The following is a 25870-nucleotide window of genomic DNA, read 5'->3' as shown; positions in this document are numbered from 1 at the left end:
GAACTAAAATAGTATTTTGGGCGTTACCGCAAGGGTCGGGCTTTCCGTTACAAGTCCTCGCTCTTCCTACGTCAGGCTGTGGGCTATCCACTTCAATCCCTAACGCGCGAGTTACATTAATCCTAAAACTTGAGTTTAAAACATCATGTTATTTGTTATGAATAAACCGCAATATGGATATAAAGTATTTTTAAATTTGGCTTAGTATTATGCGAGTTCTAGCAGAAAAGCTTAAAACGATTGGATTGTTAATTAAATTATACAGACTTACCCGCGTTAGGGATTGAGGTACTGTTGAAGCTCTTTTTGTGTTGTTGCACATATGCAACACAAAAAAGCGACTACCGAAAGCCCGACCCTTGTGGTAACGCCCAAATTATTTAAACTTATAGTTTAGCCCAAAAAGCACATTGCTTGGTGGCATAGGCACGAAACCAGCTTCAATATAATCGGCATTAAAAATATTACTTGCCGTAAAGGTGAACTCTAGCTGTTTTAGGTGTAATGCAATGGAGGCATCCCAAACATTATAACTATCGCCAGTAGTACGTTCGGCGTGTTTGTAAATAATATTCTGACTCACATTTTTAAAAAATTGTGTACTTAAACGGGTTGTAAAATGGTGCTTAAGGGTGTTTAATGAGTAACGCGATAGGTCTTTATTATCGTTTAAAATATCGTCTTCTAAAAAGTTATACCCTACGGCAAGCGTTTGGTTATAAGTGTTATGTTTAAAATGGTATGCAGCATCTACCTCGAACCCTTTTGTGTTAACCTCGGTAATATTGGTTGCTGTATAAATGGTTTCTGTAACTCCGGTGCGAACAAAATCTATTAAGTTTTGTGCATCGCGGTTGTAAACGGCCAACGATCCTGTAAATTTTGGAGAAAAATATTTAATTCCAATTTCTTGCGAAAAAGCTTCCTCAACCTCTAAGTCTGGGTTTCCAACCGTACTTGGGTCGTTATAATACAAATCGGTATAAGTTGGTATTCTATAAGTATAGCCTATGTTACCGTATGCTTTTAATTGGTCGTTAATTTTGTATCCAATGTCTATACCTGGAAAGGCATAAAAATCGAAATCTGAAAAATAGGTAACCGCAACGCCTGGTGTAATATCTAAATTTTGGTTGGCTAATTTAAAGGCATGTTCTAAAAACAAGGTTGTCATAAAACGATTGCGGTTTCCTAAATTATTGCTATTAATATAAACTTGAGAAAGATCGATGCCAAAACCAGTTATTCCGGCTTTAGATGTATAGTTTCCGTTAAGCTCTGCGCCAATTTTGTTGGTAATATGTAAATTACGGTAAACGGTTGGGTCGTTTCTTAAATATACATATTCATCTTGGTTACGTTTCCAGTATACGCGAGGTTTAAGGGTTAATTTTTCGGTGTTAAAGGTTGTAGTAAATCCAATAAGGCTGTTTTGGGTTTCTTCGTATTGCTCGGTAGCGCTTTCTCTAGCATAAAACCCATTGGCGCCAAATTTTCGTTCTTGAAACGTAGCAATCATTTCAATAGCTTTTTTGTTTTTATTAAAAACGCTTTTAACAAAATAGTTACTGTTATCGTAATCGGTATTATGGCGGTAACCTGCCGATGTCATTTTATCTACATGAACAATATGCGACGAGTTATCGAGGTCTGCACCAACGGTAACGCCAGCGTTTAACTGTCCAAAAGATCCAGTTTCTGTTTTTACTGAAACCGAATTGCTAAGTTCTTTTTTAGTGATTATGTTTATGGCACCATTAAACGCATTTTGCCCAAAAACACGAGCAGCTGGCCCTTTGATGATTTCAATACGTTCTATAACTTCTAGCGGTAAAGCGGCATTCATGGTGTGATGCCCGGTTTGTGCATCGTCCATTTTTATACCATCAATTAGCAGTAATGTTTGGTCGAAACTACCACCGCGAATATATAAATCAGCCTGACTACCAGCAGTTCCACGGCGTCTAATATCTATTCCGGCTACTTGTTGTAGTAAATCGGCTAGGGTAGTTGAGGCACTTTTTTTAATGTCTTCTGAAGAAATAATATCTATGGTTCTAGAGTTTTCTTTAAAAGGTAAATTGATTCTTGTAGAATTAATAATAACTTCTTCCAACGAATTTGTTTGTACAGGGTTTTCTTGTGCGTACCCAATAATAGATAAACACGTAAATGCGATTGTAGCGTAAATAGACTTCATTAAATGATTTGTTTTTAACGCTGCAAAAGTCGTAACTTTCCGGACGAGTAGAATAGTCCAGTTTTAAAACAATGAATAGTCCGGTTAGCCAACTTCTAAATCAGTTAATAGAATTCGACAAATTGAGTGCGCAGCCTGTATATATCCAAATAGCGCAGCAAGTTATAAATGCCATACAACGTGGCTATTTAACAAAGGGCACCGTTTTACCCGGAACCCGCGTTTTAAGTCAGGTTTTAAAAATACATAGAAACACGGTTGTTGCGGTTTACGATGAGTTAGCCTCGCAAGGTTGGGTAAATATTATACCCAATAAAGGCACTTTTGTTTTGGTGCCTGAGCAAACTACTGCAAAAATAAAAGCTAGCGCACAACATATAGATCAAGCCAATACATACTCTACTACTACAGGGTTTCCTTTTCAGTCGTCTTTTAATTTGGCCTCAAATATTAAGGTTACAAAGGCGAAATATAGTATAAATGAAGGCTCGCCAGATTTAAGATTGCATCCAGTACACCAATTTTCTAGATGGTATAGCGCGGTAATGAAACGAAAATCGGTGGTTAGTAAATGGAATGAATCATCTTACTCACTTTTCGAAATGCAGTTGTGTAATTATTTAAATGCTACACGCGGTTTCCATATACAACCTAATAATCTTTTAAGTACCCGAAGTACAGAAATGAGTTTGTATATCGTTTCGCAACTTTTAATACAGCAAAACGATGTGGTTTTGGTGGGGCATTTAAGTAATTATGCCTCTAACATGATTTTTCAGCAGGCAGGAGCCAATATTAAAACAATTCCTGTGGATGCACATGGATTGGATGTAGATTATATAAAAACACATTTTGTAAAAGGTAGTATTAGGTGCGTTTATGTTTGTGCACACCGGCATTACCCAACAACAGCAACACTAAGTGCAGAACGCCGTATAAAATTGTTAGCCTTAGCCAAAGCTTACCAATTTGCTATAATTGAAGATGATTTTGATTACGATTTTCAGTTCGAAGGTTCTGCTATGTTACCTATGGCGAGTGCCGATGCTAAGGGCATGGTTATTTATTTAGGCAAGTTGGGGCAATCCTTATTCCCTAGTTTTCAAGTTGGTTTTGTTGTAGCGCCCGAAAATTTAATTAAAGAAGCTAAAAATTATTTAAAATTACTAGATAAGCAGGGAGATGTTATACAGGAACAAATGCTAGCTGAGTTAATTATGGAAGGTGAAATTTATCGCCTACTTAAAAAGAATATTGTAATTTATAAAGAAAGGCGCAATTGTTTGTGTAGGCATTTAACACAGCATTTTCAAGATGTTATTCATTGGGAACTACCATCTGGCGGACTAGCAATTTGGTTGCAATTTGAGCCCAAAATATCTTTGGTACAATTAGCCGAAGAAGCCGAAAAAAACGATTTGCACCTTCCTAATACCACGCTATATCAAGATAAAGATACATGTGCTATTCGGTTTGGTTTTGGGCATTTTAATGAAGCAGAAATTGAACTCGTAGTTAAAAAACTAAAAATAGCCTATAGTGCAGTGCTTTAAATAAGTTTTAATAGCTAATAAGAGTTGGAAAGTGTCAGTTCGAGTGATTTTTTGATAAAAAAATCGTATCGAGAACTAATATAGAGACTAACAATTTTAGTGTTGTTACAAACTTTGGGTATTGCAATCGTTTAAATATAATGGAATGGATAGAATTTTTAGCTAAATGAAGACTCGTGTAATCCAGTTTATCACTTAGAAATTTCAAATTCTGTTTTGCAATTATTACACCTGTATTTGTGCTTTGTGTAAATAGGTAAAACACTTGTTAAAAGGTTTGCTACTAATGCAAAAATGAATGCTAAAAGAGATTTTAAATTGGTTATGGTAGAAAAAATTTCAATTTCCTTCTTATTGCAATTAGGGCATACTACGGGTTGGCCATCATCATCTATAGAGTATTTTGCTATACTTTCTAAAATATGTCGTGCTTTAATGACATCGGTAGATAAAACTTTTAGCTTTACGCCTCCAATGGCATTACTTACCAAAGGATCTGTATCAATAGTTAAATTATCAAATAAGAATACTTTAATCCCTTCGGCTACCAAACGTCCTTTAACAATTTGCGCCTCTGCCGAATATTGAAATTTTGCAACTGTAGTGAAGGTTTCGGCCATAATTCAAGATTAGTTTAAGTAAATATAGTTTTTTAAATTTTGTTTGTAAACGAATATCATCATTTTTTTCTTACATTAATTTGGTGTCTATCAGCAATCTGTATTCTTCACGTCTCTATTTTTTTTAAAACATAATGAATTTTATATTGTATTTTTGGTGGTACAAATAATCTTATAACGCTCCCTTCATGAAAACATATTTTTTCCTTTTAAGTCTTTTAGTTTCATCTTTTGTATGTGCACAAAATAATCAGATTGTAAATACAGAGGATGGTAGACGTGTATTACTTAAAGCCGATTTTACTTGGGAGTATATCGATGGGCAATCTTCATTAACAAGCATTAAAACACCTTTAAAAGCGGATACAGGCTGTAATTTAGCATCAGACTTTAAGGAGCCGGCTTTAAATAGTAAAATACAAGCCCAATTAAAAAAAGGACGCGCTACAATAAGTCACGTAAAAGCAAAAGTAGCAAAAGATAATAATTGTACCATAGAAGATGTTTTATTGCTATCCGTTTCCGAACAAAAATCGAAAGCCACATATCAATTTTGTGCTAACGGAATACCTGTTGCATATAAGCGTATAGGCAATACCATTATTAAAAAGCAGGATATTTTTTAATTTACATACACCATGTTTCCACTTTCCATCGTCGCTTTTTTATCAACCCATTTAAAATCGCCTGGAATTGTAGCGTCCAGTAGGCTAATATCTAAGAGTTCCGAAAGCTCATAGGCAATAGTAAAGGCGTCTTTAAAATCGTATTTTTCGTATAAATCCCAATGTTTGTTTTTCGAATGCCATAAATTTATTTCAAAAGTATTGGCATTAACGGCAAATAAGGATACATAGTCTAAATCTGGTAACGGTTTCCAGCGTCCATATCTAAAAATTCCAATCGTTTTTTCTCTCTTAAATAATTTTGTTCCAAAATCGAAATAACAATTTACTGTATAAGAGAAATAAATGGCCAAAAATAAAAGAATAAATATAGTCTGGAAATAATCGAAGTGGCCATAAAAGTGGCGTTCTTCCAACGAAAAATCCATTGTTATTACAAAATGGAAAATTAAGCCTGCCACAATGGTAAATAATATTGCCGCACTAATACGAAGCCATAATGGCTTTTGCCTTTCAATATATGTTAGTGTTTTATCCATTGACCACAAATATAATAAAACACGCAAATCGGCTATAAACAGTTTATAAGATATGTTTAGATGTATTATAGTGTCTAATAAAAGTTGATATTTCAAAATTTTAAATTAAATTTAGAAGCAGAAAATTAATTTGGGCGTTACCACACCCTTCGTCTATGCTCAGGGCAGGCGGTCGGGCTTTCGCTACTCAATCTTTTTGCGAAAAACAAAAAGGATTTCAAACAAACCGCTCAATCCCTAACGCACTAAACCGCCAGCAAAATCTTTAATTTATGATAGCACTAAACACAAACTCGATAGATATTTTTTCGCCAGAATCAACGCAGTCTTCAGGGGCACTTTTTTTCGATACAGGAATTTCGGCAGGATTTCCAGCGCCAACAGAAGATTTTAGTCAACAACGTTTATCCTTAGACACCGAACTGGTAAGAAATAAAGAAACCACCTTTTATGCGCGTGTAAGTGGACAATCCATGATAGGAGCAGGACTTGATGATAACGATTTATTAGTAATAGATAGAAGCTTAGAACCTGCAAATAATAAAATTGCGGTATGTTTTCTAGATGGCGAATTTACCGTAAAACGTTTAAGAGTTGATAGAGACGGGATGTGGCTACAACCCGAAAACCCAAACTATCCAATTATTAAAATTACCGACGATAACGACTTTGTTATTTGGGGTATTGTAACCAATGTGATTAAAAAGGTATAATCGTTTGTATATAAAAAAGAGTATAAACATAAAAAAACGCAAAGTTTAAGCTTTGCGTTTTTTAATATATCAATATTTAAAATAAAATTAATCTGCTAAAATTATAGCTTTATTATCTTTCATTTCAAGTGTACCCGAATTTATTTTTATAGTCAATACTTTATCATCATCGTTATGTGGAATAACTTCAGAATGTAAAGCATCAAACTCTAAGTGGGTTTGTGTATGTGTATGGATTTTAATAAAACCTTCTTTTAGTATAGAAACTATAGGAGCGTGATTATCCAACATTTGAAACTCACCGTTTATACCTGGAACTGCTACAGAATCAACTTCGCTGCTAAATAATGTGGCTTCTGGTGATACTATTTCTAAATACATAGTTAAACTTGTTTAACTACCCTGAATTTATTTCAGGGTCTTTTTAATTTTATTCGATATTCAATTTAAAAGATGCTGAAATAAATTCAGCACTTGCTTTCAGCTTACGCCTCTGCAAGCATTTTATCTCCAGCTTCAATAGCTTCTTCAATGGTTCCTTTAAGGTTAAAGGCTGCTTCAGGAAGACGATCTAATTCACCATCCATAATCATGTTAAATCCTTTAATAGTTTCCTTAATATCAACTAATACACCAGGAATACCAGTAAACTGCTCTGCTACGTGGAAAGGTTGAGATAAGAAACGTTGTACACGTCTTGCTCTACCTACGGCTAATTTATCTTCTTCAGATAATTCTTCCATACCAAGAATAGCAATAATATCTTGTAATTCTTTATAACGTTGTAATAACTCTTTAACGCGTTGTGCACAAGCATAATGCTCATCACCTAAAATATCAGCAGTTAAAATTCTAGAAGTAGAATCTAAAGGATCTACCGCAGGGTAAATACCTAACTCAGCAATTTTACGAGATAATACAGTTGTTGCATCTAAGTGAGCAAAGGTTGTAGCAGGTGCAGGATCCGTTAAATCATCTGCAGGTACGTAAACCGCTTGTACAGATGTAATAGAACCTCTTTTAGTTGAAGTAATACGTTCTTGCATCGCACCCATTTCGGTTGCTAATGTTGGTTGGTAACCTACCGCAGAAGGCATACGACCTAATAATGCAGATACCTCAGAACCAGCTTGTGTAAAACGGAAGATATTATCTACGAAGAATAATACATCTTTTCCTTGTCCTTCACCAGCACCATCACGGAAATACTCAGCAATAGTTAAACCAGATAAGGCAACACGTGCACGTGCTCCAGGAGGCTCATTCATTTGTCCGAATACGAAAGTAGCTTTCGATTCTTTCATTTTAGATTTATCCACTTTAGATAAATCCCATCCGCCATCTTCCATAGAATGCATAAAATCATCTCCATAACGGATAATTCCAGACTCTAACATTTCACGAAGTAAATCATTCCCTTCACGAGTTCTTTCACCCACTCCAGCAAATACAGATAAACCACCGTGTCCTTTTGCAATATTGTTAATCAACTCCTGAATTAATACTGTTTTACCTACACCAGCACCACCAAATAAACCAATTTTACCTCCTTTTGCATAAGGCTCAATCAAATCGATTACTTTAATACCAGTAAATAAAACTTCAGTAGAAGTTGATAAATCTTCAAATTTTGGAGCTTGACGGTGAATTGGTAACCCCGCTTCTCCAGCTTTAGGTAAATCTCCAAGACCATCAATAGCATCTCCAATTACATTAAATAAACGTCCATAAACATCATCACCAATCGGCATTTGTATAGGAGCACCTGTTGCAGTAACTTCTGTACCTCTACTTAAACCATCAGAAGAATCCATGGCAATAGTACGTACAGTATCTTCTCCAATATGAGATTGTACTTCTAGTACTAAAAGCGAACCATCTGCTTTTTTAATTTCTAATGAATCGTAAATTTTTGGAAGTTCTGATCCAGCAGCGAATTCAACATCGATAACCGGTCCAACTATTTGTGCAACTTTACCTGTAACTTTAGACATTACTTATGTATTTAATATTATGCGTTTTAATTCTATAAAAACACTTTAAGTTTTCGCGTGCAAAGATATATTTTTTAATTTAAAATGAAAGTTGTTTTTAAAGCTTTTTTGCACCAAAAAAAACACCTTCAATTTGAAGGTGTTTTTATAGTATTATTTGAATTCTATTTTATTGTAACAATGGAGAATAGTTTGTTGGATAGTTTCCAGTGTTAACTAAATTTCCTGAAGCTTCAAAGTTAGTTCCATAAGCTGCATCAATGGCTTTCATAAATTCATTTGCTGCCATGGCATAACCTCTAGATGTTAAGTGTACTCCATCTAATGAAAAAGCACCACCCGTTACTAAATTGGATTTTAAAATAAAATTATCAGTTTCTATTCCAGTTGTTGCTAATTGAGATAATAAAGAGTTAGCGTCAACAAATGCTAATCCTGCATTTGTTGCTGCGGTTTCAATAGTTAAATTAAATGCATCGACAGCTTTTTTAATTTCGTCTTGTTCACTCGGAATTAAAACCCATTTATCTGCCAAAGGAAAAGTAACACCTTCTGCTGAGAATTGATCTGCAAGGGCTTCTGGTAAGTCTTGTGATTGTAAAAAGGCTGATTGAGTTTCGTTAACCTCTCCAATAATACTTAAACTAGGTAATACAAATAAATCGTCTGCTGTGGCTTGTCGAGCTTGTCCATAAACAATTCCAAATAAAGTAGCTACAGAATCCGCAGCTTCAGGCGCTAAGCCGAACTGAGCAATAAAGCCTTCAAATGCTGGTCTATTCGATAGTAATCCACCTCTGATTACTGAGGAAAGGTCGGCCAAAGTTTCATCTTTAATTACAACACCGTTAGCTTCTGTTGAAGAAAATGATATGACGCGAGAAGGATCAACCAAATTAAAAATTTGATTTAATGCACCATAAACAGTATTTAAAGTTGGTATTTGAGCTATAAGTGCAGGGCCGTTATCTTCATCATTTGGATCTAAAGCATTATAGGGCACCGTTGTAAAATGTGGAATATCGGTTACATAAGGTATGTTTGCAATAACGCCTTTGGCGCCACCGGCTGTTAATGTTGCAATTAAAGCGCCATAAGTTTGAGTAAAACCAACACCTGGAGCACCATCAACAGGAGTTATTGGGTTTGTGCCATCTCCACCTGTAGTGGCATATCCTAAAACATCATTATTCCCAATCCATAAAGAAAAGAAGGTTGGTGTTTGTGCCATAGCTAACTGCAAAATACTAGCATCTGGAGTTGTTCCTGTCATTCTAACAAAATAAGGATTTGCCGTTGCAGGGTCGGTTAATAAACCACTAATGTTACCATAGCCGGGAGCAAGTAAATGAAAACTTTTTGCTCCTGGAACACCCATGTTATTAAAAGGTCCGGTTGGATTATTTAATGCTACATCTGTTGTTACAGTAACAGGTCCAATTACGCTTTCTAAACTTACTGGAGCTCCTCCTGTTGTTACTAATCTTGGTTCCAAGATTCTGTTTCCTCCTAGAGCAATACCTCCAAAGTTGTCGTTTGTAAGTGGTTGATTAAAATCTCCACCACCAATCATAGCAAATTTTTGTGATAATATATTTGGAAACGAGTTTTCTTGAGATGCTTTAAATAAAGCATTATCTGTAAAACCAGCAGTAAGCGAATTTCCTATAGAAACGTAAGTTGAGAAATCTGTAGATCCTGTTATTAGTTCTGGTAATACAACAACTTCTTCAGGCTCAATATTAGTGTCTTTAAGGACATCTTCAGGTTCATTACAGCCAACAAAAGCAATAAGGCCAAATATTAAAGTTAAATATTTTATATTTTTCATGTTTGTTTTTTTATAGGTTATTAATAGTCCAAGACACATAGTACATTGAGCCTATAAAGCCTGTACCAAAAGCGGTAAAGTACTCATCTCCTAAAAGATTTGTAGCTCCTGCTTTGAACGTAGATTTAAAACTAGGGACTCTTAAATTGATTTGAGCATCAACAACGTGGTATTCTGGTACTAGACCATTACCAAATGTTGCTTCCCAGAAATAGTCATCACTAAATCTGTAATTTACATTAAAACCGAAGTTTTTAAATAATTCAGTATTTCCAAAAGACGCTTTAAATTTGTGTTCTGGTGTATTAAAGTTTGTTGTGAAATCTGGATATTTATTTCTATCAAAATCTAATTTAGCATAAGTATAACTTCCACTTAAATCAAAGTCTCCAAATACTTTGGTAGTTAATCCAATTGAAGCACCATAAGAGTTAACATCCGCTTCTGAATTTGTGTATGTGCTATAGGCTTGAAAGTCTTTATTAGCAATTGAAGCGATAGCTAACCCATCGGGAGAGCCCACTGTACCATAATAAGGAGATATAACAACTTCTTGAGAAATGAAGTCTTTATACTTGTTGTAATATGTACTAAAATCAACAATTAAATTTTCGAATTTACCACGATATCCAATCTCAGCAGATGATACTTGCTCTGGTTTAATAATATCAGGATTAGAAACCTCAAGAACAGCAGGGTTTCCAGTATCTGATAAGGCCTGTACAGAACTTGCAGTGTAAGAATTCTCATAAGCAACACGTCCTGTTTGTGTTACAGTAGCATCTTGACCGAATCCTACTTGACCTTCATCACTTACATCAAATGTTCTAACATATCTGTCTAAATTTTCTGGAGCCGAACCAACTAAGATAGCTCTACCAGCATCTAAACCAATAAATAAATCTTGTGTTGTTGGATTTCTAAATCCTGTTTGTACAGAAGCACGAATGTTGTGATTTTGATTAACTGTTAAACCTGCAGATATTCTTGGTGAAAAGAAACCATCAAAAAATTCAGATTTATCGTAACGAACAGATCCTGTTAATTTTAATTCTAAATCGTCATTGAATTCTATGTTTTTTTGAATTTGAGTATAGATTCCATATTCTGAATAGTCGATTGGCCCGTCTAAATCTGTGTAAATAGTTCCTGAAGAATTTAGATTATATCTTCTGTAAGATGCACCAACTTGAATTTCGGCAAAATCAATTAAATGACTTAAGTTATAGTTAGCATCTGAATGGTAATATTTAGAGGCATCTTGAAATTTAGATCCTGTACTTAAGTCTGGATCGTTAATACTTCTAGTAAAAGCAGATTGATACTCAGGAGTACCCGGTAAATAGCGTCCAGATTCTGCTTGCGCTCTTGCCGCTGCGTGAGATTCTGCTTCTGTTGCACCACCAAGGGTTGCGCCAGCATAAGTTTCAATATATTCTTGAAACCATTGTTTATCTGCTTTCCATGCCCTATTAATATTAATACCTGTAAAGACCATATCGTAAGAGTCTCCAGCCTTATCTGTTACAACATAACCTCTTAAAAAGAAATTATCATTTTTAAATTCTAATTTATGTTGCTGTTGAAAAAAGTTTGCAATGTTATATCTATTTGTTCCTTGATAAATAGTTGATCCTGTTCCTACTTTTCCAACATAAGATACTTCAAAATCATTTTCCCAAGGACGGTAGTATAATCCCCAATCAGATTTAATACTTTCTGCATTGTAGTTTGTTAAATCTCTTTCGTTATAACCTGTTCTACTAACCACAACATCTGGGATAATACCTTTTACACTGGCAGGTGCTTCGGTTCTAATATTTGCAGATACTTCATCACCATATACGTTAATACCATCATAATCTGTGTTAGCTCTGGTGTTGTTTGGGTTCAACTTATCTGTTTCGCTAGTGGCAGCCCAATCGGTACCTTTCAAGTAACCGAAGTTGATTTTTGCTGCAAATTTTTCAGTGAATTTGTAACCAGCTCTAAAACTAAGATCCGTATAAGCGTTATCTCCTGCAGATTCTTGAGAAGTAATTCCTCTTTTTATTGAAGCACTAATGCCTTGGTGATCGAAAGGATTCTTACTACGCATGAATAAAATACCATTAAAGGCATTTGCACCATATAATGCAGAAGATGCACCAGGTAGTAATTCTACACTTAGCACATCGGTTTCTGTCATACCAACTAAGTTACCAATTGGAAAGTTTAATGCCGGAGTAGAGTTGTCCATGCCATCGACTAATTGCATGAAACGGTTGTTTGCAAATGTTGCAAAACCTCTTGTGTTAACCGATTTGAAAGTTAAACTATTGGTGTTTACATCAACACCTTTTAGGTTTTCTAAACCACCATAAAAATCGGCAGACGTTGTGTTTTTAATTTGTTTAAGACCGAAACGCTCTACCGTTACCGGAGATTCAAAAATACGTTCTGGTGTTCTAGATGCAGAAATTACAACTTCATCTAGAGCGTTACCTTCCTTTAAAATAAAATTTACTTTTTGGTTTCTTGTAGTAACCTCTTCAGTAGCCGTTTCAAAGCCAACGCTACTAGCTTGTAGTGTAAAGGGTGGGTTTAAGTTTGTGGTTACGGTAAAATTACCATCAAAGTCGGTTACGTTTCCAGTTGATGTACCAACAATAATAATGTTGGCTCCCGGAATGGGTTGGCTGTTATCATCTACTACTGTACCAGTAATTGTTGTTTGCGAAAAGGAAATTCCACAAAATAATAACATTAAAAAGGGGAGAATTGTCTTCATGTAGTTTACAAAGTTTTAGTTTAATAACAAGATACTATAAAATTATAATATTATGCAAGTGTCTAAAAATATAAAAAATTATGCACGCATAGTATGTTTTAACAAAAAAAGTATCTATTTATTATTAAATACTTAAAAAATAGGACTTAAAACAAGAATTTCCATGCTTAGTACAAGCATGGAAATTTAAAATGTGTTTATAAAAAGTAATTTTTATTCTACTGTAACCGATTTAGCCAAGTTTCTTGGTTGATCTACATTTTTATCTAACATTACTGCAATATGATATGATAACAGTTGCAGAGGAATTGTAGTTAATAATGGCGAAAGAGACTCTAAAGTTTCAGGTACTTCAATAACATGATCTGCTAAATCTCTTACTTGAACATCACCTTCGGTTACTATTCCAATAATTTTTCCTTTTCTTGATTTAATTTCTTGAATATTACTGACTACCTTTTCGTAATGCCCTTTTTTAGTTGCAATTACTACTATTGGCATGTTTTCGTCAATTAAAGCAATAGGGCCATGCTTCATTTCTGCTGCAGGATAACCTTCGGCGTGGATATACGAAATCTCTTTTAATTTAAGAGCGCCCTCAAGAGCTACCGGGAAATTATAACCTCTTCCTAAATATAAAAAGTTGCTTACGTTTTTGTAAACATCAGCTATGACTCTAATATTTTTATCAGATTCTAATGCTTTTTCCACCTTGTTAGGAATCATTTCTAATTCTAATAAATGCTGACGGAAATCTGAACTAGTAATAGTTCCTTTTGCTCTAGCAAGTCTTAAAGCGATAAGCGTTAAAACAGTTATTTGAGTGGTAAATGCTTTAGTTGAAGCTACACCTATTTCTGGTCCAGCATGTGTATATGCACCGGCATGAGATTCTCTAGAAATTGATGAACCTACTACATTACAAACTCCAAATACAAAGGCACCTTTAGATTTTGCTAATTTAATGGCTGCAAGCGTGTCGGCAGTTTCTCCAGATTGAGAAATAGCAATTACTACATCATCTTCTCTTATAACAGGGTTACGATATCTAAATTCTGAAGCGTATTCAACTTCTACAGGTATGCGCGCTAAATCCTCAAAAATATATTCGGCTACTAATCCTGCGTGCCATGATGTACCACAAGCGACTATAATAATACGGTTGGCATTAAGAAATCTTTTCATGTTATCTTCAACACCAGCCATTTTTATAATAGCTTCGTTTCGTAATAATCTTCCTCTATAGGTATCTGTTATAGCTTTAGGTTGCTCATGTATTTCTTTAAGCATGAAATGATCGTACCCTCCTTTTTCAATTTGCTCTAAATTCATTTGAAGCTCTTGAACGTAAGTGTCTACTAACGAATCATCCTTAATTTTTCTGACTTTTATACCCTTATGAAATCTAATAACAGCCATTTCTTCATCTTCAAGATAAACAGCGTTTTTAGTGTATTCTATAAAAGGTGAAGCATCACTAGCTATAAAGAATTCGTCCTCGTTTTCGCCAATACCAATGGCTAACGGACTTCCTAAACGAGCGACTACAACTTCTTCTGGTTTATTTTTATCAAAAACAGCAATAGCATAGGCACCTATAACTTGATTTAATGCAACTTGAACTGCCTTACCAAGTTTTACACCTTCTTGCTTTTTTACGTCTTCTATTAAATTAATTAATACCTCGGTATCGGTATCAGATTGAAAGGTGTAGCCTCTTGTAATAAGTTCTTTTTTAAGTGAATCGTAATTTTCAATAATACCATTATGGATAATGACTAAATCACCAGAGTTTGATAAGTGTGGGTGTGAATTAACATCGTTAGGAACACCATGGGTTGCCCAACGTGTATGGCCAATACCAACATTTCCTGTTTTAGTAATTTCTTGGGTAGCTCGCGCTTCTAAATCTGCTACTTTACCTTTTGTTTTAGATACTTTTAAGTCTGTGCCATCAAATAATGCTATTCCAGCACTATCATAACCTCTATACTCTAATCTTTTAAGCCCTTCAATTACAATAGGGTAAGCTTCTCTGGGTCCAATATATCCAACAATTCCACACATAATTTTTTAATTTGATTTTGGGGTTATAATTAATTGGCGCAAATATGAAAAATAAATGTTTAGAACGGATAATTATTATATGAACTAGTCTATTTATACGTTCAAAAACACTTTGCTTAATTTATAACGTGTTAATCCTCTTTAGTTTCAGTGAAAAGTATATTTAATTTTAGTTTTTTATCGTCATCCACACTTTCATGACTTCCGTATAAAATTGTTCCTCTTGGGGTTATTACTGAAGCAGAAGGAACAGCTGTTACTTCGTCTGTGCTGTTTAAAATTTCAGAATTATTTGTGTAATTAACATTATTAGAAATGACTAAACCAATATTGTAATTGGTTGAATCGTTTTGGATAATATTATTTAGATGTTCGGTAATACGTATTTTGTATTTAACTTTTTCTTCACCATCATCATCGGTTAAAACACCTCTTTGCCCTAGACTAATAATTTTAGAACTAACAGCTGCGTTATTTTCTGTAGGGTCATATAAATAATCAATAAGGGTTGTATTATTTTTTATATCGTAAGCATAAATACGATCGTATTTGTGGTATTCATCACCGTTATCGTCTAAGGTATTTGAAACCTGAGTGTCGTCTTCATAGATTTCTAAATGCGCTTCGTTAATTAGTCTTTTTAAAACATAATTATCGTCTTCGTCTTTAACAAAGTTGCCACTTTCATCGGTTTTTCTATATGTTTTTAAAAACGTATCTAAATTATCAGGAATTTCATTACCATCAAGATCTTCTGTCCCAAATAAATCGATTACAGCCATAGAACCTTCCATCCCTTTTAAATGTATTGTTGAGTCTCCATTAACGTTGTCTCCATCGGTTAATGTAGTTTCAAAATCGTTTATAAAGGTGTTTAGCTTATTTCCGGTGAATTTTAGGGTATAAGTATTTTCGACTCTTGCATCGTCTTCACCATTGGTATATGCTATGGTAATGTATGCATTTGTAGATTCTAAATTTACTAAAAACATGCTTCCGTCATTAGTGTCATCAACGGCTTCAGCTTTAAAATATAAGCCACGAAAGTAGTTTTTAAAATTATTTTCGTTGCTCAATTCAGATCCGCCACTTTTTGCAACTATAGTATTTTGCCAAAATTCACTTTCTAATTCAACTTTAAAAGCAGGTTCAGAATAAGTTATAATTTCATCTTCAGTATCTTCGTCTGTTATCGTTTCTGATGCAGCGCTACTAGGAATAATAGTGCTTGCAGAGAAAATCGTTTCTAGAATATGATCGTCAAAATTAATGGTTGTACTTCCGTTAAGTGCAGAATTAGTAGTGCTGGAAGCGTTAGAATAATAATTCTGAGATGTACTGGCATCTCCTAAAGGATTGAAATCTCTTAAAAAATAATTACTTCTATAAATGGATAATTTAATAGGTTTGTTTGCGTTGCCATAAACGGAATCCAATTGGTAGGTTGTATTACCTTCATCATCTAAACCTATAGCTGTACTAAAATAAGGAATATGAAGGGTAACTTTATCTATTGTTGGATTAACGCCAAAATCTACACCGTATACAGAAGGTGTTAATTGAGTTACAATACCAGCTGTTGTTGTTCCGTATTCCGGATCTTTAAATACGCCTAATAAATTAGATGCTAGATTGTTAACTTGTAGAGCGCTTAGTTTTTTGTTGTAAGCCGTTACAGGAATAAATTCTGTATTGGTTAAAAAATTAGCATTGCCTTCACCTAGAACATCACTTTCTATGATACTAAAATCTTTGTCGCAGGCCACTAAAGAGGTTAGAACAAAAAGTGAAAAAATAGAGATTTTAAGGGCTGTAAATGTGTTTTTCATATAGTAATACTTAATGAATTAATTGGAATTACCTAAAACAGTTTCGTTAAAAAACGTGGTATAAGCTTCACCAAATTCATCTTTACTTTTATATTCTAAAATAGGTTTGTCTGCGGCTTTTAAATAAGTATCTAATTCTTCAGGAATGTTTTCAGACCCTACAATTAAAGCATCAGAATAATCAATAGCTACTTTCATTAAGCTATTGTATGATGGTTCTACTAAAGTTTTAATAGCATCCTCTTCAATATTATCAAACTTAATTTTGTTAACCATATCTGTATTTAACGTGCCTTCAAAGCTTTGATTGTAAATAGAGGTAACTATTTTACTTTCGTTAAATAATGGCTCGTCTTTGTAGTATTGTTTTAAGTAAAGTGGTAATAAAGATGCTAACCAACCATGAACGTGAATAATATCTGGCGCCCAATTTAATTTTTTAACAGTTTCAATAACGCCTTTAGCAAAGAAAATAGCACGCTCATCGTTGTCAGAAAACAGCTTACCATCTTCATCTGTTAATGTTGCTTTTCTTTTAAAATACTCATCATTGTCAATAAAATAAACCTGAATACGCTCTTTAGGTATAGAAGCCACTTTAATAATAAGAGGCATATCTAAATCATTAATCACTAAATTTATACCTGATAATCGGATAACTTCGTGTAATTGATGTCTTCTCTCATTAATGTTACCGTATCGAGGCATGAAAATTCTTATTTGACCGCCTTGTTGATTTACCAATCGTGGTGCTTCAAAAGAAGCTGAAGAAATCTCGGTTTCTGGTAAATACGGTACTACTTCAGATGATACATATAATATCCTCTTATCTTTCATATGTTTGTTTTTGTTGACTTAAAATAGCTCTATAATAGCAATTGTTGTTTTCTTTTTTTGAAATGAGAACTTTAAAAAGCCTGCTGTAAAGTGGTTCTTCTTTTGAGATTTCAAAATAAAAAACACGCAAAAGTACAAAATTTTATGCTAATTGGTTGTAAAATCTTAAGTTTGCACCCGTTAATTTTTTATTAAATAGTGGAAATTTACTCAGATAAACAACAAATTACATTGGCTATTGATGGTTTTAAGGCTAAAAAGCTAACCGTTGGTATGGTGCCTACTATGGGTGCATTGCATGAAGGGCATTTGCAGTTAGTTAAAAAAGCTTTAGTTGATAACGATAGGGTTGTGGTAAGCATTTTTGTGAATCCTACACAGTTTGATAATAAAGACGATTTGCTAAAATACCCCAGAACTTTAGAGAATGATGTAGCTTTGCTAAACACTGTTAGTTCAACTAAAATTGTGGTTTATGCGCCTACGGTAGAGGATATGTACGGTGGGAATACGGTGTCGCAAAATTTCGATTTTGATGGCCTGGAGTTTGAAATGGAAGGTAAATTTAGGCATGGTCATTTTGATGGTGTAGGAACTATTGTTAAACGCTTTTTCGATATTGTAAAACCACATAAGGCTTATTTTGGAGAGAAGGATTTTCAGCAATTAGCTATCATTAAAAAATTAGTGGAAAAGTACAATATACCTGTGCAAATTGTAGGTTGTGAAATTCATAGAGAATCTAATGGACTAGCAATGAGCTCGCGTAATACAAGGCTAAGTCCGAAATATAAAGAGGCTGCGCCTTTTATTTATAAAACGTTAAAAGCTGCCAAAGAAAAATTTGGCACAAAAAGTGCTACTAAAGTTACGGAATGGGTTAATGCTCAGTTTAATAAACACGATATTCTTGAATTAGAGTATTTTTTAATATCGGACATTGAAACCTTAAAACCATTAAAACGAAAATCTAAAACTAAAAAGTACAGAGCGTTTATTGCTGTGTATGCTAACGATATTAGACTTATAGATAATATCGCTTTAAATTAATTACCTTTGTAACATGCAAATTCAAGTAGTAAAATCTAAGATTCATAGAGTTAAATGCACAGGTGCAGAACTTAATTATATAGGAAGTATCACCATTGATGAAGACTTAATGGATGCTGCCAATATTATTCAAGGCGAAAAAGTACAGATTGTTAATAACGACAATGGCGAACGTTTAGAAACCTATTGTATTCCTGGACCTAGAAATAGTGGCGAAATAACTTTAAATGGTGCGGCAGCTAGAAAAGTTGCGGTTGGAGATACATTAATTCTTATCACCTATGCTTTTATGGATATTGAAGAAGCTAAAGTATTTAAACCGTCTTTAGTATTTCCAGATGAGGCTACAAATCTTTTAAAATAGGCATTGAATACAAACATAAAGAACATATTAAAAATCACGCTCCCATTGTTATTGGGAGTTTTTTTAGTTTGGTATTCTCTGTCTCAAATTTCAATAAGCGAGCTTATAAAGTACTTTAAAAAAGCAGATTACACCTATATAGTGTTGGGTATGTTTTTTGGGTTACTTAGTCACTTGTCAAGAGCTTATCGTTGGCAGTTTCAGCTCGAACCTATGGGTTATAAAATAAAGTTGGGTAACAGTATAATGGCTGTTTTTGCAACGTATTTAATAAATTATACTATTCCTAGAGCTGGTGAAGTTGCAAGAGCATCAATACTTACAAACTATGAAGGTGTTCCTTTTGAAAAAGGTTTCGGAACTATTGTTGCCGAACGTATTGCCGATTTAATTGTAATGCTTGGCATAATTGCGGTAACACTTTTTCTTCAGTTCGATTTTATTTATGGGTTTTTGGTAGAAAAATTTAATCCTACCAAAATAGCGATTTCATTTGCTATCCTTTTGGTTTTAGGTCTTTTGTTTTTAAGGTTTATAAATACTAGTAGTTCCAAGATTGCCATAAAAATTAAAGGCTTTGTTAGTGGATTGGTGGAAGGTGTTTTAAGTATATTTAAAATGAAGAAAAAATGGGCCTTTATTTTTCATACGCTATTTATCTGGACCATGTATGTGCTTATGTTTTATGTAACTACCTTTTCGTTACAGGAAATGAGTAATATTCCATTTGCTGCCGTTTTAATTGGTTTTATAGCGGCTAGTTTTAGTATTGCGGCTACAAATGGCGGTATAGGCTCTTATCCAGAAGCTATTGTATTGGTGTTTACCTCTTTGTTTTTTATTCCAGAAGATCCTAGTCGTGCTTTTGGTTGGATAATTTGGTCGGCTCAAACGGTGTTAATTATTATTTGTGGAGGCTTATCACTTATTTATTTACCTATTTTTAATCGAAATAAAAACTCAAGCAAGGCTTAGGCTTTGCTTTTATTCTCTCTTTATAATTTCTTACCTTGCCATTATAAAATCTCAAATCTTTTTAAAATGAAAAAGACTATTACTTTCTTTTTGTTATTGTTTGTAGCTTGTAATCTATTAGATGCACAAGTTAAATACGAAATTATCAATTCTTTAAAACTAGGCGAAGAGCGCCAAATTAAGGTACAATTACCTAGAGGTTATAATTCAGATACCAAAAAAACATACCCAATATTTGTTGTATTAGATGGCGATTATATGTTTGAAGCCGTAGCAGGGAATGTAGATTATTTTACCTATTGGGAAGATATGCCAGAAGCTATAGTTGTTGGTGTTAATCAAATGGAAAAACGATTTGATGATTGTATGTATTCTGAACAAAACTCATTACCTATTGAAACTGGAGCAGCTTTTTTCGAGTTTATAGGCATGGAATTAATGGCTCATTTAGAAAAAAAATATAGAGTAGGTAATTTTAGGGTGGCTGTTGGTCATGGAGAAACGGCTAATTTTATTAACTATTACTTATTAAAGCCACAGCCTTTATTTAAAGCTTATATTTCTATAAGTCCAAATTTAGCGCCACAAATGATAGAATATCTTCCAGAAGCCCTAGGGAAAACACAATCTAAAACGTTTTACTATTTGGCAAATACAAATAACGATGCTAGTTCTGTAAAAGACATGACAGCAGCCTTAAATTCAGATCTTTCAGCTATTGAAAATGATAATGTAGTTTTTAGGTTTGATAGTTTTGATGGGCCTTCGCATTATTCTGTGCCAACCCATGCCATACCAAGTGCTATTGAGGGTATTTTTAAAGTATTTCAGCCTATTTCCAAAAAGGAGTATAAAGATGTTATCCTTGAATTAGAGATTTCGCCAGTGGTATATCTGCAAGAAAAATATCAGTCTATTTCTGATTTGTTTGGTATAGATAAGAAGATTTTATTAAACGATTTTAAAGCTATTTCTGCAGCCATTGAAAAAAACGAATTATATGAGTATTATGAGGATTTAGGTAAAATGGCAAGAAAAGCATATCCTGAGACTTTGTTAGGTACTTATTATATTGCGCGTTTTTACGAAGAAACAGGCGAGCCTAAAAAGGCTATGCGTACCTATCAGTCAGCATATACGTTAGAAGAAATTGCTGGACTTACAAAAGATTTAATGCTAGAAAAAGCAGATTTAATAAAAGAAGATTTTGGGTATTAATGGCTAAGGTAAAAACAACTTTTTTTTGTCAAAATTGCGGTACACAATACGCTAAATGGCAAGGGCAATGTAATGCCTGTAAAGAATGGAATACTATTGTAGAGGAGCTTATTCAAAAACCAGAAAAGAGTGATTGGAAAACGTCCACAACTGCAGCAAAAAAAGCATCGGTTCCTTTATTAATTAATCAAATTGATTCTTCAAAGGAAGCCCGATTAGATACTTTTGATGGCGAGTTTAATCGTGTTTTAGGCGGTGGTATTGTTCCTGGATCATTAACCTTGTTGGGAGGTGAACCAGGAATAGGTAAAAGTACACTTTTGCTTCAGGTGTCATTAAAATTACCATATAAGACTTTATATGTTTCAGGTGAAGAAAGCCAGAAACAAATAAAAATGCGTGCAGAACGTATTAATCCCAATAATAGTAACTGTTATATTTTAACAGAAACAAAAACTCAAAATATCTTCAAGCAAATTGAAGCTTTAGAGCCGGATATTGTAATTATCGATTCTATTCAGACCTTACATAGCGATTATATCGAGTCTTCGGCAGGTAGTATTTCGCAGATTAAAGAATGTACTACAGAGCTTATTAAGTTCGCTAAAGAAACCGCTACCCCTGTTTTATTAATTGGGCACATAACAAAAGATGGTAATATTGCTGGCCCTAAAATTTTAGAACACATGGTCGATACTGTTTTGCAGTTTGAAGGCGATAGAAACCACGTATTTAGAATTTTAAGGGCACATAAAAATCGTTTTGGGTCTACCAACGAGTTAGGGATTTATGAAATGCAAGGTTCTGGTTTAAGAGAGGTTTCAAATCCGTCGGAAATTTTAATCTCAAAAAAGGACGAAGAGCTTTCTGGAAATGCTATAGCTGCTACCTTAGAGGGTATGCGCCCACTTATGATAGAGGTACAAGCTCTTGTAAGTACTGCAGTTTACGGTACGCCGCAACGAAGTGCAACAGGTTTTAATGCTAAAAGGCTTAATATGTTATTAGCTGTTTTAGAAAAACGCGCTGGTTTCCGTTTAGGAGCTAAAGATGTATTTTTAAACATAACAGGAGGTATAACTGTGGATGATCCTGCTATAGATTTAGCGGTAGTGGCTTCTATTTTATCTTCAAATGAAGATGTCTCACTTCAAAAAGATTTTTGCTTTGCTGCCGAGGTTGGTTTATCAGGCGAAATTAGACCAGTACAGCGCGTGGAGCAACGTATTTTGGAAGCTGAAAAACTTGGTTTTTCAACTATTTTTGTATCAAAATACAACAAAATATCACTTAAAAACACTGTAATTAAGATTCAACTCATATCTAAAATTGAAGATTTGGTAGGTTTTGTAGTTTAAAAAAGAGAAGCGTTTGTATTACGTTAAATTACCGTTTATCGATAAAAACATACATTTAATGGAGTTTTAAATGCTTTTGCGAGGCTTTTTTTAGTTCTTTTCGATTAAATATCCTAGGTTTGCTTTGTAAATTGTTCGAACCGTAATGTTTTGCGATTTGTAAAGTTGAATTGTTCTTCCCTCAAGAATCAATTTCATAACATTGTTAATGTGTAAAATTTAAACAACAAAGGGCAATATTAATCATGTAATGTTGCACTCTCAAAGTTGTTTTGTCGATTTTGCACTAAAGTATGATATTGAGTTTAAAATTTTATATAGCTAACCCCAAACCTATTAAAATGAAAAAAAAACTACTTTTTTTTGTCTTAGTTTTATGCCTTATTTTTAATAATGCAATCTCTCAAACTAATGCGCCTAGTATTCAAGCTGGTGTAGATTTTAGATGGGCAGATACTCAAACAAGTCCTACGGATCCCGCAACTATAGAAAGTATTGTTATTAATAATTTGGTTTATGATACGTATAACGTACCTACCAGTTATGAGTTAACTCAATTAGGATCTTCTGGTCATAGTTATAATAAAATACAAAAAAACGCAACTGTTGTTGAAACCACTAGTGCTAGCGCTACATGGAATGCTTCAGCCTTAGCGGCATATCAAGATTTTAATTTAAATCACTTTTTTTGGGCTACAGGAAATGGCGCAAATGTTTGTGATAATTTTACAGCCGAATCGTCTACAACAACGGCGCAACGTCAAACCTTATCTTATAGTGCAGGTGTAGTATCTAGTTCTAGTAGTATTTTGGCGATTACAGAACGGAATGCTAATAATTGTTATCATATCGAGTTGTTTGGTAAACTTACGTCTAGTGGAGCAGAACAATCGTTAGGCGAAACTTTTGTGCATGAAACAACAACGCAATGGGGTTTTGGCGGTACAGGTAGTCCTGGTAATTTGGGTACATCGGGTGCCATAACACCACCTGTTTCAGGGTCGGATTATTGGTTAAGTGACAGGGTTGTAAATACTAACTGTTCAACCGTTGGAATTGCTTTGTTTTATTTAGATGATATTGCTCCTAATGGATCAATAATAACTAAGGTTAGACTAACAGGTTCTACAAGTGATCACGGAGATGGAAAAGTTTTTATCCTTACGTTGGACGATAGCGATTCTGATGGCTATAGCGATGGCGATGATTTAGATGATGATAATGATGGTATTTTAGATGCCGATGAAATGGATTGCTCGCATTTAAATGATGGAAACGGAAACGGTTCTGCAACTTATGTAGATAATATTTATTGGTTCGATTGGTCGGGTATTTTAAATAATGGAATTCAAAATGGCGATACTAAAAACTTTACATTACCAGACGGTACAATGGCTACGGCAACATTTTCTAATGCGAATGCCGATGCTGGTTTAATGTTGGCTAGAAGTATGCAAACTTGGGCTGGCGCCGAATTATGGAAACATTATGATGCTAGCAACTCCGCGGGTAACCTGTCTATTTACAATGATGTACAGGCTGGGGTTTCGGCAAGTTTTACTGTAACCATTACAACAGATACAGGTCAAAAGTTAGATTTAGTTGTTGCCGATGCAGAAACAACCGATGTTAATAGTGCAGGTACAGCTGCCGAAAATGACGAAGAATATCAATTAACTACCAATGGTGGTAACTGGGAACTTTTAGAATATTATGGTTCTGGTACAAATTATCCATTAACTGGATTAGGTACAGGAACGGTGGCCGGAAATGGAATAAATACATCAGTTACTGCACCATTATTTAGAAGTGTAAATGCTACTGTTTTAGATATTTTTATTGAAAGTGAAACAAATGGTAAGCAAGGACTTTCTATAGGTGTGTTTTTGGAGTGTGCAGATAAAGATACCGATGGTGATGGTATTCCAGATCATTTAGATAATGATAGTGATAACGATGGGTGTCTAGATGCTTTAGAAGGCGATGCTTCAAACAGCCAAATAGGATATAGTAATTTAGATGCTAATGGCAGAATAATAGGAGGAGAAGATGCAGATGGTATACCAAATACAGCTAGTGGCGGACAAGGTTTAGGAAGTAGTATAGATATTTTGGTTCAAGCAAACGAGTGTAGTCCTTGTAATAGTAATAACCCATCTTTTAATGATATAGATGGTGATGGTGTTGGCGATGAATGCGATTTAGATAATGATAATGATGGTATTCCAGATCTTGAAGAGTGTGGTCAAGTTGAATATAGCACGTTTTTAGTAACTAACGGAAATACGGATACCTTCACTTTTTCTGCTGCAACAGGCGGATATGTTATTGAAATCACATCATTAGATAATAGTTTTAATTTGGAAATAAATGGCACGAAATTAGTGCCAGATGAACTTCAATTTGCACCTGGTGCTTATGCAAGTGGTGAGTCGTTAGTGCGATTTGCTTCAGATAATTCCCTTTACGGACAGTCAGGTAACTCTAATGTTTGGTCATTAAATTATTACAACGCTAACCCGTTATTTCTATCCTTAAAAATCATTATTTCTCCAATAGGAAAAATTACTATGCAAGGGAAACGTACGCTAACTTCACCGTTAGAAGATTTGATTATTGATGCTGCACACCCTCAATTTAATAGAATTACATGGAATTCGCTAACAGATAATACGGTTGTTGTCTCTCAAAAAGTTGATGGGCCAACATTTCTTTATGCAAATAGTTATGGTTTAAACTGTAGTAATGATTTAGATAATGACAGTAAGCCAGATTTTATAGATATAGATTCGGATAACGATGGCATTCCAGATAATGTCGAAGCACAACCTACCGTTGGCTATGTTCCACCTACAGGAACCGTGGATAGCGCAACTGGAATTGATACTGCTTATGGCACAGGGTTTACTAGTTTAGAAGATACAGATGGCGATGGTACACCAGACTATTTAGATTTAGATAGTGATAATGACAGTACACCAGATATAGAAGAAAATGGAATGGCAAATGTTGTTTCAGGAAATGATGCAGATTCAGATGGATTGGATGATGCGTTCGAAACCACAAATATTAGTGATGCCTCATTGGATGTTAATGAAGATATTGAAAATCCATCAGACTTATCTATTTTGCCAGATACAGATGCCGATTTAGTAGCGGGCGGCGATTTAGATTATCGAGATATATTTAATATCAATCCACCACGTTCTTCGACTATTGATTTTGATGGCGTTGATGATTATGTTGATAGTGATTTTAATTTTAGTGGTTTATCAAAAATGACTACCATGTTATGGATAAAACTTGATGATACTTTTACTAATTAT

At 34.3% G+C, this 25870-nt stretch carries 19 protein-coding genes; 9 read left to right on the top strand and 10 right to left on the bottom strand.

Translation table 11 applies throughout. The annotated features are described in order from the left end of the window. Window positions 1–376: 376 nt before the first annotated feature. Window positions 377–2200, bottom strand: a complete 1824-nt coding sequence (locus HNQ90_RS00095) for a TonB-dependent receptor plug domain-containing protein (RefSeq protein WP_144114635.1) — start codon at window positions 2198–2200, stop codon at window positions 377–379. Window positions 2201–2271: 71 nt separating this feature from the next. On the opposite strand from HNQ90_RS00095, the gene HNQ90_RS00090 reads away from it, so the two are divergent. After that, the gene (locus tag HNQ90_RS00090) at window positions 2272–3753 is read left to right on the top strand and encodes an aminotransferase-like domain-containing protein (protein WP_144114634.1); all 1482 of its coding nucleotides are present in this window, start codon (window positions 2272–2274) and stop codon (window positions 3751–3753) included. Window positions 3754–3944: 191 nt separating this feature from the next. Here HNQ90_RS00090 and HNQ90_RS00085 read toward each other — a convergent pair whose 3' ends face one another. Continuing rightward, a complete protein-coding gene (locus tag HNQ90_RS00085; RefSeq protein ID WP_144114633.1) occupies window positions 3945–4373 on the bottom strand; it encodes a putative signal transducing protein in 429 nt (142 codons plus the stop codon). 188 nt (window positions 4374–4561) lie between these two features. Here HNQ90_RS00085 and HNQ90_RS00080 point away from each other — a divergent pair, with 188 nt between their 5' ends. Further along, on the top strand, window positions 4562–4999 hold the full coding sequence (locus tag HNQ90_RS00080) for a DUF3157 family protein (protein WP_144114632.1): 438 nt from the start codon (window positions 4562–4564) through the stop codon (window positions 4997–4999). On the opposite strand, the gene HNQ90_RS00075 is transcribed toward HNQ90_RS00080, so the two are convergent. After that, window positions 4996–5538 (bottom strand): hypothetical protein, encoded by a 543-nt coding sequence (locus tag HNQ90_RS00075; protein ID WP_144114631.1) that lies wholly within the window; start codon window positions 5536–5538, stop codon window positions 4996–4998. The two genes, HNQ90_RS00080 and HNQ90_RS00075, sit on opposite strands and share 4 nt — an antisense overlap. A 272-nt stretch (window positions 5539–5810) precedes the next feature. Between HNQ90_RS00075 and HNQ90_RS00070 the strand changes: the two genes are divergently transcribed. Beyond that, window positions 5811–6251 carry a LexA family protein gene (locus tag HNQ90_RS00070; protein WP_144114630.1) on the top strand — a complete coding sequence of 147 codons (441 nt, stop codon included), beginning with the start codon at window positions 5811–5813 and terminating at the stop codon, window positions 6249–6251. A gap of 87 nt (window positions 6252–6338) precedes the next feature. Here HNQ90_RS00070 and HNQ90_RS00065 read toward each other — a convergent pair whose 3' ends face one another. The 7 genes from HNQ90_RS00065 to HNQ90_RS00035 all read right to left on the bottom strand — a co-directional run bounded on the left by HNQ90_RS00065 (window position 6339) and on the right by HNQ90_RS00035 (window position 17579). Then, window positions 6339–6632, bottom strand: coding sequence for a F0F1 ATP synthase subunit delta/epsilon (locus HNQ90_RS00065; protein WP_144114629.1), 294 nt, complete (start codon window positions 6630–6632; stop codon window positions 6339–6341). Window positions 6633–6736: 104 nt separating this feature from the next. Continuing rightward, a complete protein-coding gene (gene atpD, locus HNQ90_RS00060; RefSeq protein WP_144114628.1) occupies window positions 6737–8245 on the bottom strand; it encodes a F0F1 ATP synthase subunit beta in 1509 nt (502 codons plus the stop codon). 169 nt (window positions 8246–8414) lie between these two features. Continuing rightward, window positions 8415–10076, bottom strand: coding sequence for an SGNH/GDSL hydrolase family protein (locus tag HNQ90_RS00055; RefSeq protein ID WP_172625787.1), 1662 nt, complete (start codon window positions 10074–10076; stop codon window positions 8415–8417). 10 nt (window positions 10077–10086) lie between these two features. Then, window positions 10087–12846 (bottom strand): TonB-dependent receptor, encoded by a 2760-nt coding sequence (locus tag HNQ90_RS00050; protein WP_144114626.1) that lies wholly within the window; start codon window positions 12844–12846, stop codon window positions 10087–10089. 213 nt (window positions 12847–13059) lie between these two features. Continuing rightward, on the bottom strand, window positions 13060–14913 hold the full coding sequence (gene glmS, locus HNQ90_RS00045) for a glutamine--fructose-6-phosphate transaminase (isomerizing) (RefSeq protein WP_144114625.1): 1854 nt from the start codon (window positions 14911–14913) through the stop codon (window positions 13060–13062). Window positions 14914–15044: 131 nt separating this feature from the next. Then, window positions 15045–16742 carry a BamH family beta-barrel-assembly machinery protein gene (locus HNQ90_RS00040; RefSeq protein WP_144114624.1) on the bottom strand — a complete coding sequence of 566 codons (1698 nt, stop codon included), beginning with the start codon at window positions 16740–16742 and terminating at the stop codon, window positions 15045–15047. A gap of 18 nt (window positions 16743–16760) precedes the next feature. Continuing rightward, window positions 16761–17579 carry a glycogen/starch synthase gene (locus HNQ90_RS00035; RefSeq protein WP_144114623.1) on the bottom strand — a complete coding sequence of 273 codons (819 nt, stop codon included), beginning with the start codon at window positions 17577–17579 and terminating at the stop codon, window positions 16761–16763. A 198-nt stretch (window positions 17580–17777) separates the two neighbouring features. Between HNQ90_RS00035 and panC the strand changes: the two genes are divergently transcribed. From panC to HNQ90_RS00005, 6 genes are all read left to right on the top strand, one after another. Beyond that, window positions 17778–18629, top strand: coding sequence for a pantoate--beta-alanine ligase (gene panC, locus HNQ90_RS00030; protein ID WP_144114622.1), 852 nt, complete (start codon window positions 17778–17780; stop codon window positions 18627–18629). A gap of 13 nt (window positions 18630–18642) precedes the next feature. After that, complete coding sequence (gene panD / locus HNQ90_RS00025) at window positions 18643–18993, top strand: aspartate 1-decarboxylase (RefSeq protein ID WP_144114621.1); 351 nt, start codon at window positions 18643–18645, stop codon at window positions 18991–18993. A gap of 3 nt (window positions 18994–18996) precedes the next feature. Then, window positions 18997–19968: a lysylphosphatidylglycerol synthase transmembrane domain-containing protein gene (locus HNQ90_RS00020; protein WP_144114620.1), complete on the top strand. Its 972-nt coding sequence runs from the start codon at window positions 18997–18999 to the stop codon at window positions 19966–19968. Between the two features lie 66 nt (window positions 19969–20034). Then, window positions 20035–21186 carry an alpha/beta hydrolase gene (locus HNQ90_RS00015; RefSeq protein WP_144114619.1) on the top strand — a complete coding sequence of 384 codons (1152 nt, stop codon included), beginning with the start codon at window positions 20035–20037 and terminating at the stop codon, window positions 21184–21186. Then, window positions 21186–22544, top strand: a complete 1359-nt coding sequence (radA, locus tag HNQ90_RS00010) for a DNA repair protein RadA (RefSeq protein ID WP_144114618.1) — start codon at window positions 21186–21188, stop codon at window positions 22542–22544. Before HNQ90_RS00015 ends, radA begins: the two co-directional genes overlap by 1 nt. Window positions 22545–22885: 341 nt before the next feature. Beyond that, window positions 22886–25870: CshA/CshB family fibrillar adhesin-related protein (locus HNQ90_RS00005; protein ID WP_338081397.1), on the top strand; the 2985-nt coding region annotated here is incomplete at its 3' end.

The sequence above is a fragment of the Algibacter amylolyticus genome (genome assembly GCF_014202225.1).
Taxonomy (GTDB): Bacteria; Bacteroidota; Bacteroidia; order Flavobacteriales; family Flavobacteriaceae; genus Algibacter_B; species Algibacter_B amylolyticus.
Note: the sequence above shows the minus strand (reverse complement) of the source record. Positions and strands in the feature narration are given on the sequence as shown.